The sequence below is a fragment of the Methylobacterium sp. BI1 genome (assembly GCF_056680125.1).
Window position 1 is genome coordinate 2,862,501 of the sequence record NZ_CM155267.1, and the last position, 17,138, is coordinate 2,879,638.

The 17,138-nt window shown below is 73.0% G+C and carries 14 protein-coding genes; 6 read left to right on the top strand and 8 right to left on the bottom strand.

What is annotated here, in order from left to right; genetic code table 11:
• Nucleotides 1-241 precede the first annotated feature (241 nt).
• Nucleotides 242-1,999 (top strand): type I secretion system permease/ATPase, encoded by a 1,758-nt coding sequence (locus AC1MGR_RS13495; RefSeq protein ID WP_480234795.1) that lies wholly within the window; start codon nt 242-244, stop codon nt 1,997-1,999.
• Nucleotides 1,999-3,348 (top strand): HlyD family type I secretion periplasmic adaptor subunit, encoded by a 1,350-nt coding sequence (locus AC1MGR_RS13500; protein WP_108036354.1) that lies wholly within the window; start codon nt 1,999-2,001, stop codon nt 3,346-3,348. Before AC1MGR_RS13495 ends, AC1MGR_RS13500 begins: the two co-directional genes overlap by 1 nt.
• 139 nt (nt 3,349-3,487) lie before the next feature.
• On the opposite strand, the gene AC1MGR_RS13505 is transcribed toward AC1MGR_RS13500, so the two are convergent.
• A complete protein-coding gene (locus AC1MGR_RS13505) occupies nt 3,488-3,634 on the bottom strand; it encodes a hypothetical protein (protein ID WP_480231917.1) in 147 nt (48 codons plus the stop codon).
• A 341-nt stretch (nt 3,635-3,975) separates the two neighbouring features.
• On the opposite strand from AC1MGR_RS13505, the gene AC1MGR_RS13510 reads away from it, so the two are divergent.
• Complete coding sequence (locus tag AC1MGR_RS13510) at nt 3,976-4,197, top strand: DUF6894 family protein (protein WP_108036352.1); 222 nt, start codon at nt 3,976-3,978, stop codon at nt 4,195-4,197.
• A 260-nt stretch (nt 4,198-4,457) separates the two neighbouring features.
• On the opposite strand, the gene AC1MGR_RS13515 is transcribed toward AC1MGR_RS13510, so the two are convergent.
• The 5 genes from AC1MGR_RS13515 to AC1MGR_RS13535 form a co-directional block, all read right to left on the bottom strand.
• Complete coding sequence (locus AC1MGR_RS13515) at nt 4,458-5,330, bottom strand: alpha/beta hydrolase (RefSeq protein WP_480231918.1); 873 nt, start codon at nt 5,328-5,330, stop codon at nt 4,458-4,460.
• A complete protein-coding gene (locus AC1MGR_RS13520) occupies nt 5,320-6,237 on the bottom strand; it encodes a polysaccharide deacetylase family protein (RefSeq protein WP_480231919.1) in 918 nt (305 codons plus the stop codon). The genes AC1MGR_RS13515 and AC1MGR_RS13520 overlap by 11 nt, the downstream gene beginning before the upstream one ends.
• 144 nt (nt 6,238-6,381) lie before the next feature.
• A complete protein-coding gene (locus AC1MGR_RS13525) occupies nt 6,382-7,161 on the bottom strand; it encodes an ABC transporter ATP-binding protein (RefSeq protein ID WP_108036346.1) in 780 nt (259 codons plus the stop codon).
• A 38-nt stretch (nt 7,162-7,199) separates the two neighbouring features.
• On the bottom strand, nt 7,200-8,054 hold the full coding sequence (locus AC1MGR_RS13530) for an ABC transporter permease (RefSeq protein WP_480231920.1): 855 nt from the start codon (nt 8,052-8,054) through the stop codon (nt 7,200-7,202).
• Nucleotides 8,051-9,010: an NrtA/SsuA/CpmA family ABC transporter substrate-binding protein gene (locus tag AC1MGR_RS13535; protein WP_108036342.1), complete on the bottom strand. Its 960-nt coding sequence runs from the start codon at nt 9,008-9,010 to the stop codon at nt 8,051-8,053. The genes AC1MGR_RS13530 and AC1MGR_RS13535 overlap by 4 nt, the downstream gene beginning before the upstream one ends.
• Before the next feature lie 126 nt (nt 9,011-9,136).
• Here AC1MGR_RS13535 and AC1MGR_RS13540 point away from each other — a divergent pair, with 126 nt between their 5' ends.
• Nucleotides 9,137-10,045 carry a LysR family transcriptional regulator gene (locus AC1MGR_RS13540; RefSeq protein WP_108036340.1) on the top strand — a complete coding sequence of 303 codons (909 nt, stop codon included), beginning with the start codon at nt 9,137-9,139 and terminating at the stop codon, nt 10,043-10,045.
• A gap of 71 nt (nt 10,046-10,116) precedes the next feature.
• Nucleotides 10,117-11,262, top strand: a complete 1,146-nt coding sequence (locus tag AC1MGR_RS13545) for a hypothetical protein (protein ID WP_480231921.1) — start codon at nt 10,117-10,119, stop codon at nt 11,260-11,262.
• Between the two features lie 62 nt (nt 11,263-11,324).
• Here the strand turns inward: AC1MGR_RS13545 and AC1MGR_RS13550 are convergent, their stop codons facing one another.
• The gene (locus AC1MGR_RS13550; RefSeq protein ID WP_480231922.1) at nt 11,325-12,515 is read right to left on the bottom strand and encodes a GGDEF domain-containing protein; all 1,191 of its coding nucleotides are present in this window, start codon (nt 12,513-12,515) and stop codon (nt 11,325-11,327) included.
• Nucleotides 12,516-12,963: 448 nt separating this feature from the next.
• On the opposite strand from AC1MGR_RS13550, the gene AC1MGR_RS13555 reads away from it, so the two are divergent.
• A complete protein-coding gene (locus tag AC1MGR_RS13555; RefSeq protein WP_181259657.1) occupies nt 12,964-13,653 on the top strand; it encodes an OmpW family outer membrane protein in 690 nt (229 codons plus the stop codon).
• A gap of 31 nt (nt 13,654-13,684) precedes the next feature.
• On the opposite strand, the gene AC1MGR_RS13560 is transcribed toward AC1MGR_RS13555, so the two are convergent.
• Nucleotides 13,685-17,137 (bottom strand): AAA family ATPase, encoded by a 3,453-nt coding sequence (locus tag AC1MGR_RS13560; RefSeq protein WP_480231923.1) that lies wholly within the window; start codon nt 17,135-17,137, stop codon nt 13,685-13,687.
• Nucleotide 17,138 lies beyond the last annotated feature (1 nt).

Genomic DNA, 17,138 nt, shown 5'->3' on the forward strand with positions numbered 1-17,138 from the left:
TTCACACGATTGCCACATGCCTATGGAATGCGCGGCGGTCGCGTCGCGGGACGTCTTCGCCCCGATCTCGGCCCCGACCTCGCAGCGCGCTCGGCTTCGGTATCGGATGTAATCCCGATTGATTACGCGCGTGCACGAGTGGGCATCTGGGCGCGGAGACACTTGCAACGACTAAGTGGCGCGCTCAAAATACAGTTGTGGAGAGGGGCGGGCCGCACCGGCGCCGCCGGGAAGGAAGCAGATCGTGACGCAGGCCCGGGATTCCGCCGAGCTGGCCTCGGCACTGGCGCAGTGCCGGACGGCCTTCATCGGCGTGGCCGCCATGAGCGGGCTCGTCAACGTGCTCTATCTCACCGGCTCGTTCTTCATGCTCGAGGTCTACGACCGGGTGATTCCGAGCCGGTCGGTCCCGACCCTGATCGGCCTCTGCATCCTGGCCCTCGTGCTCTACATCTTCCAGGGACTGCTCGAAGCCCTGCGCTCGCGCATCCTGGCCCGCATCGGCGCGGCCCTGGACGAATCCCTGAGCGGGCGGGTCTTCGACATCGTGGTGCGCGCGCCCCTGAAGGGGGCCGCCCCGGGCGACGGCCTCCTGCCCCTGCGCGACCTCGACCAGCTGCGGGCCTTCCTCGGCGGCTCGGGCCCCTCCGCCTTCTTCGACCTTCCCTGGATGCCGATCTATCTCCTGATCTGCTTCCTGTTCCATCCGCTGATCGGCGTCGCCGCCCTCGTGGGCGCGGCCGTCCTCGCCACCCTTGGGCTTCTCACCGATAGGGCCACCCGGCACCCGGCCCAGACCGCCACCGCCCACGGCCTGCGTCGGAACGGCCTGGCCGAGGCCGGCCGCCGCAACGCCGAGGTGCTGGCCGCCATGGGCATGCAGGGACGCTTCGGGACCCGCTGGGCCCTGGCCAACCGCGACTACATGCAGTCCCAGCAGCGCGCCTCCGACATCGCCGGCGGCTACGGCGCCGGCTCCAAGGTGTTCCGCACCGCCCTGCAGTCCGGGGTGCTGGCGCTGGGCGCCTACCTGGTGATCAACGGCCTGGCCTCCGCCGGCATCATCATCGCCTCCTCGATCCTGGTGGCCCGGGCCCTGGCCCCGGCGGAGCTCGCCATCGCCAACTGGAAGGGCTTCGTCCAGGCACGCCAGTCCTGGGCCCGCCTGTCCGATCTCTTCGCCCGCATGCCCGCCGGCGCGCAGCCGCATGCGCTCCCGGCACCATCCCGCTCGCTGCAGGTCGAGAGCATCAGCGTCGCCCCGCCCGGAACCCCCCGCCTCGTGGTCCAGGACGTCAGCTTCGCCCTCCAGGCCGGCCAGGGCCTCGGCGTCATCGGCCCCTCGGCCTCGGGCAAGTCGAGCCTCGTGCGCGCCCTCGTCGGGGTCTGGCCGGCCGTGCGCGGCAAGGTCCGCCTCGACGGTGCCGCCCTCGACCAGTGGTCGGCCGACGATCTCGGGCCCCATGTCGGCTTCCTGCCCCAGGAGGTGGAGCTGTTCGCCGGCACGGTGGCGGAGAACATCGCCCGCTTCGATCCGCAGGCCCCCTCCGAGGCGGTGATCGCAGCCGCCCGCGCGGCCGGCGTGCACGAGCTGATCCTGCGCCTGTCGGAGGGCTACGACACCCGCATCGGCGAGGGCGGCGCCGGCCTCTCCGCCGGCCAGCGCCAGCGCGTCGGCCTCGCGCGGGCCCTCTACGGCGATCCCTTCCTGGTCATCCTCGACGAGCCCAACGCCAATCTCGACGCCGAGGGCGAGAACGCCCTGACCCAGGCGATCATCGGGGTGCGCCGCCGCGGCGGCATCTGCATCGTCATCGCCCACCGGCCGTCGGCGCTGGGGGCGGTCGACCTCATCCTGATGATGGCGGAAGGCCGGGCGCAGGCCTTCGGCCCGAAGGACGAGGTCCTCAAGCGCGTGCTGCGCCCGGCCTCGGTCCCCGTTGAGGCCCGCCCCGTGGACAAGCAGGCCGGCCCCGGCGCCCTGCAGGAGAGTGCCTGATGTCCGTCGCCCTCAGCCCCGTCGACCTGCATCCCGCCCTCACGGCCCCGCGTCCCACCGCGCAGGGCTCGATCCGCCGCCACCTCGCCCTCGGCGTCGCCCTGGGCGCGGTGCTGGTGGTGGGCGTGGGCGGCTGGGCGACCTTCACGCAGATCTCCGGTGCGGTGATCGCGCCGGGCCAGCTCGTGGTCGAATCCGACGTGAAGAAGGTACAGCACCCCACCGGCGGCGTCGTCGGCGAGCTGCGGGTGCGCGACGGCATGCGCGTCAAGGCCGGCGACATCCTGATCCGTCTGGACGAGACCCAGACCCGGGCCAATCTCGACATCATCCTGAAGGCCCTGGACGAGCTCTCCGCCCGTCGCGCCCGCGACGAGGCCGAGCGCGACGGCGCCGCCGCCATCACCTTCCCGCCGGACCTGCTGGCCCGCAAGGACAGCGATCCCTCGGTGGCCCACCTGCTCGAGGGCGAGACCCGGCTGTTCCGGTCCCGCGTCGCCGGCCGCGAGGGCCAGAAGGCGCAGCTGCGCGAGCGCGTCCAGCAGCTGCGCGAGGAGATCAAGGGCCTGACCGAGCAGGTCGCGGCCAAGGCCCGCGAGGTCGGCTTCATCACCGGCGAGCTGCAGGGCGTGCGCGAACTCTACGCCAAGAACCTCGTGCCGCTGGCCCGGGTCAACGCCCTGGAGCGCGACGCCGCGCGCCTCGACGGCGAGCGCGGGCAGCTCCTGGCCTCGACGGCCTCGGCCCGGGGCAAGATCGCCGAGACCGAGCTGCAGATCCTGCAGATCGACGGCGACATGCGCACCGAGACCGGCAAGGATCTCGCCGAGATCCGGGGCAAATGGTCGGAATACGTCGAGAAGCGCGTCGCCGCCGAGGACCAGCTCAAGCGCGTCGACATGCGCGCCCCGCAATCGGGCACCGTGCACCAGATGACGGTGCACACGATCGGCGGGCTGGTGACGCCCTCCGAGCCCGCCATGCTGATCGTGCCGGAGGCGGACCAGCTCGCGGTGGAGGTGAAGATCCAGCCGCAGGACATCGACAACGTCCGCCTCGACCAGGCGGCGGTGCTGCGCTTCTCGGCCTTCAACCAGCGCACCACGCCGGAGATCGACGGGGTGGTGTCGCGGGTCTCGGCCGACGTCACCTCCGACCCCAAGACCGGGATGAGCTACTACACCGCCCGCATCCGGGTGCCCGAGGACCAGAAGGAGCGCCTCGGCACCGCCCGCCTGGTCCCGGGCATGCCGGTCGAGACCTTCATGCAGCTCGGCAACCGCTCGGTGCTCAGCTACCTGACCAAGCCGCTCACCGACCAGATCGCCAAGGCTTGGCGCGAAAAGTAAGGCTTGGCGCGAAAAGTAAGGCTTGGCGCGAAAAATGTGGCCCGGCGGGAGACGTCCGTTTCGCCGGAGACCGTTGTGAGCGGCCTGCGCGACGGCTTCCCCGCCTGAGCAGGCGACGGCCCGCGCGCTGGCGGGGGGATCAGCAGGCCGGCAGGGTCGCGGCCACCAGGCTTCGGAGAACGGTCCGGATATGGGCGCGCAGCGCCAGGACCTGCTCGTCAGGCGGGGTCTCGGCTCCGGCCGCCTCGTTTTCGGAAACGGCAAGATATCCGTCGAACACAGTCATCGGTCGGCGCCCCTCAATGCCACGACACGTTTTTGCAGTGCACAAAAGACAAAAAGTATTATTCAAGACCGATTGTCAATACCTGCTTCTAGCGCAATTGCCTATCCTGTTCGCCAATTGCATCTTCGATGAACAAGGCGCTTAATTCTACCTGAAGTTAATCGGGATTGAGCAACGACATCCGTCACCGAGTACGCCACGGCCTTCGCTTGACTGACCCGTCGCCCCACCCCTGAGGCCTGGATTTCCTCCAGTCGGGAACGGACGCGCGGCAATTCGGGCGGCAGGCCAGCGGGGGCGACAGGCCCATGCCCGTCCCTGCGTCCCGAGGGCCTTTTCCGATGCACTTTCATTTCGATCTCACCGATGGCCGGACCACGATGCCCGACGCGCGCGGCGCCGAAGCGGCCGACCTCGCCGAGGCCATCGCCCAGGCCGCGCTGGTCATCGAGGAACTTCGCAGGGGCGGCGAACTGGTCCATGTCGAGGGCGCCTGGGATCTCGTGATCCGGGATGCGGACGGGCGGGACCTGCATCGCATCCCCGTCGTCCCGACGGCGTGAGTGCGACGGCCTGTACATCCGAAACCGAAGCCGAGATCGAAGCCAAAACCGAAGCTACGCCGCTTCGACGGGGCCGCGCATTAACTTTCCATGAGAACGGTCCATCCGCGGCTCACGATGACGCGCCTACCCCGGACCCGGCCGGGTCGGAGGATCGGCCGGCCTGCCGGCGGTCGGGGCCTTGGGGCGCCGTCACGGCACCGGGCGGCGGCGCAGGTGGCCGGAGGTGACGAGCGGGAGGGATCCGCGTCCGGGACGGCTCAGGACTCGCCCAACGCGGCGGCGATGCGGGCCAGGCGCCCGTCCGGATGCGCCAGGGCCTCGAGGATCGAGAAATGATCCGCACCGTCGAGCGCGACGCAGCGGGTCTCCGCATCCGCGGCCGCCCGCGCCGCGGCGTAATCCCGGGACTGGCGCCGGAGCTCGGGCAACTCGTCGGTCCCGTAGGCGACGACCAGGGGGGCGTCGCGGCGGGGCACCCGGTGAATCGGCGACAGCGCCTCGACCTCTCCGGGAGTGAGTCGGAGCGCGTCGTCGAGGGAGGTCCGGCGGATCGGCGCGAGGTCGTAAATCCCGCTGATCGCGAGGCCCGCATCGGCTTCCGGCCCGTCCAGCGCCAGGGCGGCGAGATGTCCGCCGGCGGACCAGCCGGAGACCACGAGGCGGCGTCGGCCGAGGCCGGCGGCCGCGTCGCGGGCCCGCAGGGCGCGCAGGGCCGCCCGGATCTCGTCCGCGATCCGGGTCAGCGAGGCCTCGGGCGCCAGGGTGTAGCCGATCAGGGCCACGTCGAGGCCGAGGGCGAGCGGCCCCTCGGCCAGGCAGGCGAAACCCTCCTTGGCGTTGCGCTGCCAGTAGCCGCCATGGATGAAGGCCAGGAGCGGCGCGCCGGGGCGTCCGCAGCCGAACAGGTCTATCCGATTCCGGGGACCGGCAGCGTGGGACGGACCCGGGTCGTAGGGCAGGTCGAGACGGTGGCCCGGTCGGGCCCGGAGGGCCGCGCTGCGCGCCCGCCAGTCGGCGAGGCGGGCGGCGCTGTCGGCGACCGCCCCCGCATTGTCGTAGGCCCGGCTCAGGGCGGCGCGGTCGAGGTCGCGCCAATCCGTCGGCGATGTCCCGTCGGTCTCAAGCCTCATCGCCGGTGCCCCGGTACCAGTCCACGAGGTCGCCGCCTTGGGCGAACCAGACATCGTCGCGGGCGAGCAGCGCGTCGAGGAGCCGTTCCAGCTGCCCGATGCGGTGGGGCACGCCGGTGATGTAGGGGTGGATGGCGAACCCCATCACCTTGGCACCGCCCAGCGGCCCGTCGCCGGCCGCTTCCGCGGCGAGGCGCGCGACCTGGGCCAGCGCCCGGTCCACGAACTCGCCGGCGCGGTGATGCTGGATCGCCAGCAGGGGGATGTCGTTGAGCTCCACCGAGTAGGGCAGGGCGATGAGCGGGCGCGTCGCCGTGGCGATGCGGCTGGGCCGGCCGTCCACCACCCAGTCGCCCACATAGTCGAGGCCAGCGGCGGCGAGGTGGTCCGGCGTGTCGAGGGTCTCGGTCAGGCCGGGGCCGAGCCAGCCGCGCGGGTTCGCCCCCGTCACGGCGCGGATCGCCGCCAGGGTCCGGGCGATCATCGCGGGCTCGTCCGCGATGCGGTGGGTCGGGACCTGGTGGAAGCCGTGGCCCATGAATTCCCAGCCGGCTGCGTGGGCTTCCTGCGCCAGGCGGGGATAGGCCTCGCAGACCGAGCCGTTGATCGACAGGGTCGGGCGGATCCCCCGCACCTGGAACGCCGCCAGGAAACGCCAGAACCCGACCCGCATCCCGTATTCGTGCCAGCCCCAGTTGGCGAGGTCGGGCAGCAGGGGCGCGCCGGTCGGCGCCACCAGGATCTGGCGCGGCATCGGGTGGTCGATGAGCCAGTGCTCGACGTTCACCACCGGCCAGATCGCCACGTGCTTGCCCGCCGGCAGGACGAGGCGCGGCCGGTCGATGGCGGCGCGGTAGGCGAGGCGCCGCTCGGGGCGGCGGGAATCCGAGAAATCCGGTTCGGTCATGGGGATTCGATCATGGGAATTCGGGCATGGGGTCCGGGCATGGCGGGTTCGGTGCGGCACCCTGGGGTGGAAGCTCGGAGCGCGACGTGCGCCGCCCGTTCCCCCCCGTCGCCGGGAGAGGGGTCCGTTCCGGACGTCAGGGCCTCACGCGGCGACGCGGCCGTGGTGGCTGTGGAGCTGGGCCGAGAGCATCCGGCGGATGTCGTTGAAGGCCGGGCTCGAGACGTCGCGGCGCCGGGGCAGGGCGATGTCGTGCACGGCGTCGATCCGGCCGGGGCTCGGCGACATCACCACGACGCGGTCGGCCAGGAAGATCGCCTCCTCGATGGCGTGGGTGACGAACAGCACGGTGAGGCCGGTGCGGCTCCAGAGCTCGAGGAGTTCGTCCTGCAGGCGCTCGCGGGTCATGGCGTCCAGCGCCCCGAAGGGCTCGTCCATCAGCACGACCTCGGCCTCGTTGGCGAGCACCCGGGCGATGGCGACGCGCTGCTTCATGCCGCCCGAGAGCTGGTGGGGATGCGCGTCCGCGAAGGGGCCGAGGCCCACGAGGTCGATGTAGCGGGCCACCGTGTCGCGGATCTCGGGCGCCGGACGCCCGCGGGATTTCGGGCCGAAGCCGATGTTGTCGCGCACGCTCAGCCAGGGGAACAGGCCGTAATCCTGGAAGACCATGCCGCGCGACGGGTCGGGGCCCGCGATGGGCCGGCCCCACATCAGTGCCTCGCCGGAGGAGGGCGCCTCGAAGCCGGCGGCGATGCGCAGCAGGGTGGACTTGCCGCAGCCCGAGGCGCCCAGCAGGCACACGAACGCGCCGCGCTTCACCGTGAGGTTGGCCCCCTTCAAGGCCGTCACCGTCTTGCCCTGCACCGCGAAGGTCTTGCCGACGTCGCGGATCTCGAGGATCGGGAGAGTGGGTTCAGCCACGGGACACCTCAGTCACAAACCCCAAACCACGCGGCACCTCACCCATGGGACGGGCTCCAGGAGAGGAGCCGGCGGCCGATCTCCATCACGATCCGGTCCGACAGGAAGCCCGCGACGCCGATGACGATCATGCCGCAGATGACGATCTCGGTGCGCGAGAGCTGGCGCGCCTCCATGATGATGGCGCCGAGACCCGTCTGCACGCCGGTCATCTCGCCGACCACGATGACCACCCAGGCGAAGCCGAGGCCGAGGCGCAGGCCGGTGAAGATCGACGGCAGGGCGGCGGGCAGGACCACCCGGGCGAACTGGGCCGAGCCCCGGCAGCCGAGCATGCTGGCCGCCTCGAACAGGCGCGGCTCCACCGAGCGCACCCCGAAGATGGTGTTGACGAGGATCGGGTAGAACGCCCCGAGGAAGACGAGGAAGTAGGCCGAGCGCGGCCCGAGCCCGAACAGGATCATGGCCAGCGGCAGCCAGGCGGTGACCGGCACGGGCCGCAGGATCTGGAAGGTCGGGTCGAGGAGTTGGCGCATCAGCGGCACCCGGCCGATGAGGAGGCCGAGGGGCAGGGCGAAGAGAACCGCCAGGGCGAAGCCCCCGTAGACCCGCGCGAGCGAGGCGCCCAGATGGGTGAGCAGGGTGGCGCTGAAGGCGTCGTCGTTGATGCCCCCCACGGCGAGGTCGACCAGCGCCGTCCAGACCTCCGCGGGCGGCGGGATCAGGCTGTAGGGCCGCCCCGTCGTCAGGAGGTGCCAAACGACTGCGAGCCCGGCGGGGATCGCCAGGGCCAGGGCCGCCGCGCGCAGGCGCCCCCACGGCACCGCGAGGCGCGGGCGCGTCGGGGCGCTCGGCACGGGCGCCGCCGCGACGGCGGCCGGGGCGGCGCTCACGCGTCCCTCATGGCATCGACGAAGCGGGTGTCGATGAAGGTCGCGAAATCGGGGAGGCGCTTGATCTGCTTCAGCGCCAGCATGCGGTCGGCATAGACCTTGGCCTGGGCGATCTCGGTCTCACCGAGCTTCCATTTCAGCTCGACATTCGGGGCGGAGAGTTCCAGCGCCTCGCGCTTCTGCCCGAGCTTGGCCACCGCCATGGCGATCATCGCCTCCCGGTTGCCCTGCGCGTAGTCCGTGGCCTTGCGGTGGATCTCCAGCATGGTGCGGACGATCTCCGGCCGCTGCGCCGTGGTGTCGGCATGGGCGCCGAACACCATGTTGAGGGCGCCCATCTCGGTGCCGTAGGGATACTCGACGAGGCTGCCGACGCCGCTGGCGAGACTCACGCCCGGGGCCGGCTCGGCGCCCACATAGGCGTCGACGTCGCCGCGCGCGAGGGCGATGTGCATCTCCGAGAACGAGATCCGCACCGGGGTGATGTCCTTCACGCTCATCCCCTCCTGGCGCAGGCGCTCCAGGGCGAAGACCTCCTGGGTCGAGCCGGGCCACAGGGCGACGCGCTTGCCCTTGAGGTCCTTGAGCGTGGCGATGCCCGCATCCTTCCTGGCGATGATCGCCATGCCGCGGTTGCAGGTGGAGGCGATGATGACGAGGGGCTCGCCGGCGGCGGCCCCTAGGGTGCCGGCGGCGATGCCGAAGGTCCCGAAATCCACCGACTTCGTCACCACCGCGTTCTTGCACTCGGTGGGGCTCTCGAAGGGCACGACCTCGACCTTGAAGCCCGCCGGGGTGAACTGCTCGTAGAAGTGCGGCGCGATCGAGTGGATCAGCTTCAGGGAGCCCATCCGGATCACCGTGGGGGCCTGCGCCCGGGCCGGACGGGGAAGGCCGAGGGGCGCTGCCAGGAGACCGGCGCCGAGGCCGGCCAGGAGGGTGCGACGGCGGATCATGAGCAGGGCTCCGGACAGCGATTCTCTCCACCGACGCTAGAACCGGCCGGTGTTGCACGCGAGTGCTGTTTCTTGACTGGCCCGTTGCGCTTCAGGCAACACAGGCGGGAGCGGCGGACCCGGACCATGAAGCACCTACGCATCCTCACCTACGTGGCGGAAGTGGCGCGCCACGGGGCGATCCGCCGGGCGGCGGAGCGGCTGAACATCACGCCGTCCGCCCTGACCCGGCAGATCCAGGACCTCGAATACGAGCTCGGCACGCCGATCTTCGAGCGGGTGGCCCAGGGCATGCGCCTCAACGCGGCCGGCGAATTGCTGGTGCGTCACATCCGCGACCAGCGCGCCGACCTGGAGCGGGTGCGCTCGCAGATCGCCGACCTGTCCGGGGTCCGGCGCGGGCACGTGGCGCTGGCCTGCAGCCAGGCCTTCGTCAACCACGTGGTGCCGGACGAGGTCGAGGCCTACCGGGCGCAGTTCCCGCAGGTGACCTTCACCGTGCAGGTCCGCGACCACGTCCAGGCGGTGGCGGCGCTGGCGCAGTTCGAGGCCGATCTCGCCCTCGTGCTGCAGCCGCCGCCCTCGGCCGACATGCAGGTGCTGTTCTCCTGCCGCCAGACCCTGTGCGCCCTGATGCGGGCCGAGCATCCGCTGGCGGCGCAGACCGGTCCGGTGCGCCTGCGCGACTGCCTCGCCCACCCGATGGCGCTGCCGGACCGCTCGCTCGCCATCCGCCACCATTTCGACGATGCCCTCGCCCGGCGGGGCGCGCCGGTGAACGCGGTCATCGAGTCGAGCTCCCTGGAGTTCCTGCGCAACCTCGTCCTGCGCGAGGACGCGGTCAGCCTGCAGGTCCCGAGCGGCATCCCCGACGATCCCCGCCTGCGCTCCCGCCCCATCGACGCGCGCGACCTCGCCCCGATGGCGCTGATCCTGGCGCAGCTGCGCGGCCGCACCCTCCCGGTCGCCACCGCCAAGTTCGCCGACCGCTTCGCCAGCAGCCTGCACCAGCGCTACGGCGTCGAGGCCTCCTGACGGCGGAGGCGGGGCTGCGCGCGCCGCGCCGCGTCCCCACTTGAGCCCGGGCGATCGGGACGGAGGCGCAGATGAAGCGGATACGCGCGGCCGCGAGCTGGATCGGCCTCCTGACGGGCTGGATCGGCCTCCTGGCGAGCGGGGCGGTCCTGGCGGTCGCGGCGGCGCCCGTGCTTGCGCCGGCCTACCTCGCGGGCCGTCTCCTCGCGGCGGCCGAGGATCCCGGCGCCCTGGCGGAGATCCGCCTGGAGCGCGCGGCGACGCAAGAGCGCCTGGAGGCCGGCCTCGATGCCGCGGTGGCGGCGGAGGACGAGGATCTGGCCTCGAGCTTCCTGGCCCTGGCCGAGGCGCGCGGCCTGCCCGTCGATCCGGCCCGCCGGGCCCGCGCGGAGGCCCTGGCGCAGGGCCGGATGGGCCGCGCCGCCCGGGACTTCGCGGCCGGGGCGCTCTCGGGCAACGCGGAGGGGACGGCGGGCCTCGCCGGCTCCCTCGCGGCCGACGTCACCGGCATCGGCGACCTGCGCGACCTCCTGCGCGAAGGCGGCCGCTACGCCCGCTCCGAGCCCTATGACCCGCTCCTCCTCGGGATGGCCCTGGTCGGCCTGCCGCTCACCGCCGCCACCTGGACGGCCGGGGCGGGGGCGGCCCCGCGCGCCGGCATGACCGTGCTGAAGGCGGCGCGGCGCGGCGGCCGGCTCTCGCCCGCCCTGGCGGCGAGCCTCGGGCGCACGGTGCGGGCGGGCCTCGACGGGGAGGCCCTGGCCCGGGCGGTCGGCGCCTCCGCCCGCCTCGACTTCGCCGGGGCCCGGACGGCCGCGGGCCTCGCCGTCCGCCCCGGCACGGTGGCGCGCCTGACGACCCTCGCCACCGATTCCCTCGCCCTCGGCCGGCGCACCGGCCAGCGCGGGGTGATGCAGGTGCTCGGCCTCGCCCGGGACCCCACCGACGTCGCCCGCGCGGTCCGCCTCAGCGAGCGCCTCGGCCCCCGCACCCGCGCCGCCCTCGCGCTCCTCGGCCGCGGCGCCCTGGCCCTCGGTGCCGGCCTCACGGCCCTCGCGAGCGCCCTGCTGGCGGGCCTGGCCTGGTGCCTGGGTCTCACGCTGTTCTGCCGGCGGCTCGGCCTGCTCCTCGGCCGTGCCTTGTGGCGCAGGCGCCGGGCGCCCGCGTCCGGCCCCCGCGACGGCTTCGACCGGCTCGCCGCCGGAACGGACCCGTGACCAGGGCCGCCGACGCCGTTCCCGGACGACACCCGAGGGACGCGGCCCGGTCCCGACCCGTCCTAGGCTACGCGCAGGTCGGCGGGGGGCAAGTCGGCGAAGGGGTGGCCGGCGCAAGGTTGGCCGGCGAACGCCGGATCGGCGGCTTGCGCCGCCACGCCGGGCGTCGGCGGAGGCTGGGCCTCGAAGCAGACGCGGTTCCGCCCCTCGGCCTTCGCCCGGTAGAGCGCGGTGTCGGCCTGTCGCGTCGCTTCCTCGAAGCTCGCCTCGTCCAGCCCCATCCTGGCGGCGCCGATACTCACGGTGACCGTCAGGACACCGGAGGGGAGCGGAAAGGGCTCTTCGGCGACCGCCGACCTCAGGCGTTCGGCGATCAGGCGAAGGTCCTGCGGTTCGGTGCGCGGGAGGACGACGAGAAATTCCTCGCCGCCCCATCGGGCGATCAGGTCCGTGGCCCGGAGCGTCGCCTGCAACCGGGCCGCGAACGTCGCCAGGACGAGGTCCCCGCTTTCGTGGCCGTGGCCGTCGTTGATCGCCTTGAAGTGATCGATGTCCAGGATGAGGACGCTGCCCAGGGACTGCCGGCCCGGGACCGGGAAGCGACGGCGCAGCATCTTCTGCAGGCCGCGGCGGTTGGACAGGCCCGTGAGCGGGTCGGTCTCGGCCTGACGCAGCAGCCTGCGATTGGCACGCTCGGCCGCCATCGCGATGTAGCCGAAATAGATGAAGACCCCCATGACCTGATCCACGACCATGGACGTGCGTTCGCTCTCGGACGAGGCCATCGGCCAATCGGTGCCGACGAGGATCCCGATGGAGACAAGGAAGATCAGCGAATAGGACGCGAAGGCCACGGTCTCGATGGATTGCGACCACAGTCGTTCGACGCCCGGCGCGAGGCGCAGGGTTTCGTAGGCCGCCAGGAGAGCGAGCCCGAGGCAGGAGGCGAAGACGGACGCGAGCGCCAGCCGGTTGGCGACGCCGGCCGAGAGCAGGGTGGGGTAGAGGACGCCCGGGAGGGCGACGAGACAGATCCCGACATCGATCCGAACGGGACGGCCGAAGAAGCTGCGCAGGCCCGTCCAGGACAGGACCAGACTCGCGGCATAGAGCCAGTAGGCCACGATCGTGATCCAGACGGGCGATGAATCCGCCGATGGGACGTGCATCATGATGAGCGAGCCCAGCATCGACGTGCCCATGGCACCCATCCATTGCCAGAGATAGGTCTGCTGGCGCTGGCTGAGGGCCATCACAAGGAAGACGACGACGTAGGCGCACCGGCTTGCAGCACTGGCAAAGTGAAGCGTGTGAATATCAAGTATCACGGACCTTCGCCTCCAGACACAACGCCACCGTCCTCAAGACAAATCCGGCCTCTGCAGGCGCCGGCCTTAAAACTTTTCGTTTCATACATCTACGGACACAACCCGTTTGCGCGCCGCCGCATAAAGGTGAAGACTGAACACACTCCGACGAATGAACAAATACAGCTCAAACTGAGCCATTCTCAATATTGTAGAGTGAGAAGTTTAAAGACGTTGCAAGCAGCATGCTTAAGAGTTTTTTCAGTCGATCCGTTCAATGTTCCGAGGCAGTCCGGCGACCGGGTGTGCCGCGCGAGACCTGTCCGCACGGTTCGCCGCCCAGGCCCCGGTGCCCGGGATCGTCGTGCGGTCCGGACCTTCGAAAGCACGCCCCATGTCGACGCTCGCCTCGTCCCTCGGTTCGGTCCTGGTCGTCGTCCTCGCGAGTGCGGCCGGTGCTGGCCTGGCACGGGCGGCAGAGCCGCCCGGATCTCCGGCGGCGGAGCCCGTCGGCGTCGATCGCGGCTTGCGGGCCGGGGACTGGCTCGTGCGCGGTCGCATCTCGGGTAGCGTTCCCACCGAGCAAAGCTCCCGCATCACCGTGATCGGCGGACAGAGCAAGACGCCCACCGCCCTCCTGCCGGACGGCGACATCGCGTATTTCCTGACGGATCACATCGCCATCGAGGGTCAGGCGGGCCCGATCCGGACCCGCCCGAAGATCCGGAACTCGCGGGTCGGCGACATCGCGATCGGATCGGTCTGGAACGCCGGCGCCGTGGCGACCGTGCAGTATCACGTCCTGCCCGGCGCGCGTCTCAATCCCTATTTCGGGGTCGGCGTCGCCGTGACCACGCCCATCGCGATCGACCCCGAGCAGAAAATTCCGAATTTCACCCTCGAGTCGCTGGTCAGCCCCGTGCTCCAGGCGGGCCTGGATTATCACCTCGGCGGCAACTGGTTCGGGAACGTCGCGGTGAAGTACGTCTTCGTGCCGCGCCAGTCCTACACGATCGCCGGCGTGCGGGTGTCGGCCGACCTGGACATGCTCATCGTCGGCGCGGGCCTCGGCTACCGGTTCTGAGCGCGCCGCGCCCGAAGCGGGGCGTCGGCCCTCACAGGTCGAGCACGTCCACCGCATCCCCCAGGCGCGCCCGGGCCAGGTCCGCCACGTGGCGGTGGTGGGTGAACAGGATCGGCTGGATCGTGTCGCCCACCGCCGCCAGAGCCTCGAGGCCGTGGGCGGTGCGGGCGTCGTCGAAGGTGAGGAACAGGTCGTCGCCGATGAAGGGGGCGGGCTCGGCGCGGGCGGCGTAGTCCTCCAGGTAGGCCAGCCGCAGGGCGAGGTAGAGCTGGTCGCGGGTGCCCTCGCTCAGGCCCTCCACGGGCACGAGCTCGCCCGAGGCCCGGCGCCCCGCGAGGCGGGGGGTGTCGGCGGCGTCGTAATCCTGGGCGAGGCCCGCGAAGGCGCCTCCCGTCAGCGCGCCGAACAGGGCGCCGGACCGGGTGAGCAGCGGGTCCTGCTGGCCGGCCCGGTGGCGGCCGATGGCCGTGCCGAGCATCAGGCTCGCGAGCTTCAGCACCGCCCAGTGCCGGGCATTGGCCTGGAGTTCGGCCTCCGCCGCCTTGCGCTGGGCGAGCGCCAGCTCGGCCCCGATGCCGCCCTCGAGCTCGGCCCGGCGGCGCTCGTGCCGGTCGCGATCGGCGAAGGCGCGCTGTCCGCGCTGATCCAGGTCCTCGGCCTCCGCCGCCAGGTTGGCGAGCGCGCCCTCGATGTCGTCGCCCGTGAGGGCGGCGAGGTCCGCCCGGAGATCCGCCTCGGCGAGGCCGTCGGCCGCCCGGGCCAGCTCGGCCCGGCGCTCGGCCAGCTCGGCCTGGCAGGCCCGGCGGTCGGTGAGGCGCCCGTGGAGGGCCTCCGGGTCGGTGCCGGGGGGCAGCCCGGCCGCCGGCCCCTCGGCCATGAGGGCGGCCATGTCGGCCGCCGCGGCCTGCGCCGCCCGGGCCGCCTGCGCCTGGGCCGCCCCGGCGGCATCGCGCTGGCGGGCCAGCTCGGCCCGGCGGGTCTCGCCCCGGAGGGCATCCTGCAGGCGGGTGTGCAGCGCCTTCATGGCGGCGGTGGGGGGCAGGGCGGCGAGATCGGGCGCCACCGCCGCGGTCAGGCACGCCACCGCCTCGCGATAGACCCCGATGTCGCGCGCGATGCCGTTGACCCGGCCGAGGCGGTTGTCGCGCTCGGACAGGGCCGCCGGCACCGCCCGCCAGGCGACCAGCGCCGCCTCGGCCTCGTCCGGCGTGGCCTCGGCCGCCAGGCCGAGATCGGCGAGGGCGGGGCCCCAGGCCGTGCGCCAGGCGGCCTCGCGGGCCCGGGCCTCGGCGAGGGCCGCCGCCGTACGGGCGATCTGCTCGGCGGCGGTCTCGGCGCGGGTCTTGGCCTCGCGCACCGCCTCCCAGCGCAGGGCCAGCTCGCCGACCCGGTCCTCGAGCCGGGCGAGCATCCGGCCGAGATCGAGGCCGTCGAGGTCGGGCAGGCCGGCCCGGCGGCTGAGCGCGGCCAGGGGTGCCCGGCAGGCCTCGACCCGGGCGGCCATGCGGGCCTGTTCCAGCCGGGTGGTCTCCAGCCCCTGCGCGGAATCCTGCAGGGTCTCGACCTCCGTGAGCCAGGCGGCCATCTCGGCCGGGGGGGCGGGCGCGATCCCGCAGGGGGCCCAGGCCGCCTGCCAAGCGGCGGCGCCCTCGGCGAGGCGCGCCTCGCAGGCGGCGAGGGCCTCGTCCGCCGCGGCGGCCTCGGCCTGCTCGGCCGCGAGGCTGCGGGTGTCGGCCCCCTGCTCGGCGACCCGGGCGGCGTCGCTCACGAGGTCGTCGGCCGCCCGGTCGGCGGCGGCGAGGGCCGCGCCGAAGCGGGCGAGGAGGTCGGGGGCACCCCCGGGCAGGTCGGCCAGGAGGGCGTCGCGGCGGGCCCGCAGGGCCAGGAGATCCGCCAGGCTCGGGATCGGCCGGCCGGCGGCGCGGGCCTCCAGGCGGGCGCGGCGCTGGGCCACCGCCGCCTGCGCCGCCGCCAGGCGGTCGGCCGCCCGGTCGCGCTCGCGCAGAGCCCCGTCGAGGCTGCGCCGGTAGCGCGCCACCGCTTCGGCCGAGGGCGGGCGCCCGGCGGCGTAGGCGTCGAGATCGGGGATCGGCGGGCTGAGCCGGCCGGCCTGGGTCCGGATCGAGGCGGCCTCGCGGGTGAGGGCGGCGTCGAGGTCGTCGCGCCGGTCGAGGTCGCGGCGCAGGCCCGCGAAGGCCTTCAGGTCGGCCCGCAGGGGCGCCGGATCGGCGAGGGCGCCCGCGCCCGCCGTGGCGGCGGCGAGGCGGTCCCGCTCGGCCTCGCGGGCGGCGAGGTCCTGGCGCAGCCGGGCGATCGTGGCGGCGTCCTCGCGGCCGGCGCGGATCAGGCCCTCGATGCGGGTGCGGGCCGCGTCGGAGGGCTGGCGGGCGCGCAGGGCCTCGGCATCCGGCAGGCCGATCCGGGCCGCGAGCTGGGCGAGCTCGCGCGCGAAGGCATCGGCCTCCCCCTGGATGCGGGGCAGGTCGATGCCGCCCTTGTCGAAGCGGTCGGTGCCGCGGAACGCCTCCAGGATCTCGTCGGCCCGGGCGAGCACGCCCTCCTCCACCGGCACCTGTTCCAGGGCGAGGGCCGCCTCCGCGGCGGCGGCCCGGGTACGGGACGCGGCCTCCGCCGTGGTGCGCAGGGCCGCCAGGGCCTGGCCGAGGCGGTCGATCCAGGCCTCCGGCACCGCGATCAGGCCGGGCTCGGTCTCGGCGCGGGCGGCGGCCGCATCGATGGCCTGGAGAAGCGGGCCGACCCGGCGCAGGCGGGTGAGCCGGGCCTGCTCGGCGGCGATGCGCGCCCGCTCGGCCTTGAGGGCGACGAGGGTCGCCCCGGCGCCCTCGATCTCGCCGTTGAGGTCGCGCCAGTCGCCGGCCCTGAGCTCGCCGGCCCGGATCGCCTTGCGGGCCTCGTCGTAGCGCTGGAGCGCCTGGTAGAAGGTCCGGCTCTGGGCGGCGCGCGGCATGAAGATGCCGGCGGCCTCGGTCTCGAGCTCGGCCTGGAGGCCGCTGTAGCCGCGCAGGCCCGAGGCCGCCGCGAACAGGCTGGCGCCGACCTCGCCCTCGGCATCCATCATCTCGGCCGCACCCGCCCGCAGAGCGCGGGCGTCGAGGCCGAAGGCGCGGCAGAACACCTCCCGCGACAGCCCGCCGAGGAAGGGCGCCAGGGCATCCTCGGGCAAGGCCGCGTCGGCGGCGTCCACGAGGGTGTTCCGGTTGCCCTTGCGCCGCCGGAAGCCGAGGCGGCGCCCGTCGGCGGCGCGGATCTCGGCGCCGATCCGCATCTGCGGCATGTCGTGCAGGAAGTCGTAGCGGGTCCGCGTCTCGATGCCGAAGAGGAGGTCCGTGACGGCGCTGAGCGCCGAGCTCTTGCCGGCCTCGTTGGCCCCCAGCACCACGTGCAGGCGCGCGTCCTCGCGGAACGTGACGGTGCGGTCCGTGAAGGGGCCGTAGCGTTCGAGGGCGAGGGAGAGGAGACGCATC

What these genes read in the sequence shown, in the direction of transcription:
- AC1MGR_RS13545 (WP_480231921.1), top strand. Translation starts at nt 10,117, where the DNA reads ATGAAGCGGATACGCGCGGCCGCGAGCTGGATCGGCCTCCTGACGGGC.
- AC1MGR_RS13550 (WP_480231922.1), bottom strand. Translation starts at nt 12,515, where the DNA reads ATGGCCCTCAGCCAGCGCCAGCAGACCTATCTCTGGCAATGGATGGGT.
- AC1MGR_RS13540 (WP_108036340.1), top strand. Translation starts at nt 9,137, where the DNA reads ATGAAGCACCTACGCATCCTCACCTACGTGGCGGAAGTGGCGCGCCAC.
- AC1MGR_RS13500 (WP_108036354.1), top strand. Translation starts at nt 1,999, where the DNA reads ATGTCCGTCGCCCTCAGCCCCGTCGACCTGCATCCCGCCCTCACGGCC.
- AC1MGR_RS13560 (WP_480231923.1), bottom strand. Translation starts at nt 17,137, where the DNA reads ATGCGTCTCCTCTCCCTCGCCCTCGAACGCTACGGCCCCTTCACGGAC.
- AC1MGR_RS13510 (WP_108036352.1), top strand. Translation starts at nt 3,976, where the DNA reads ATGCACTTTCATTTCGATCTCACCGATGGCCGGACCACGATGCCCGAC.
- AC1MGR_RS13515 (WP_480231918.1), bottom strand. Translation starts at nt 5,330, where the DNA reads ATGAGGCTTGAGACCGACGGGACATCGCCGACGGATTGGCGCGACCTC.
- AC1MGR_RS13535 (WP_108036342.1), bottom strand. Translation starts at nt 9,010, where the DNA reads ATGATCCGCCGTCGCACCCTCCTGGCCGGCCTCGGCGCCGGTCTCCTG.
- AC1MGR_RS13555 (WP_181259657.1), top strand. Translation starts at nt 12,964, where the DNA reads ATGTCGACGCTCGCCTCGTCCCTCGGTTCGGTCCTGGTCGTCGTCCTC.
- AC1MGR_RS13505 (WP_480231917.1), bottom strand. Translation starts at nt 3,634, where the DNA reads ATGACTGTGTTCGACGGATATCTTGCCGTTTCCGAAAACGAGGCGGCC.
- AC1MGR_RS13520 (WP_480231919.1), bottom strand. Translation starts at nt 6,237, where the DNA reads ATGACCGAACCGGATTTCTCGGATTCCCGCCGCCCCGAGCGGCGCCTC.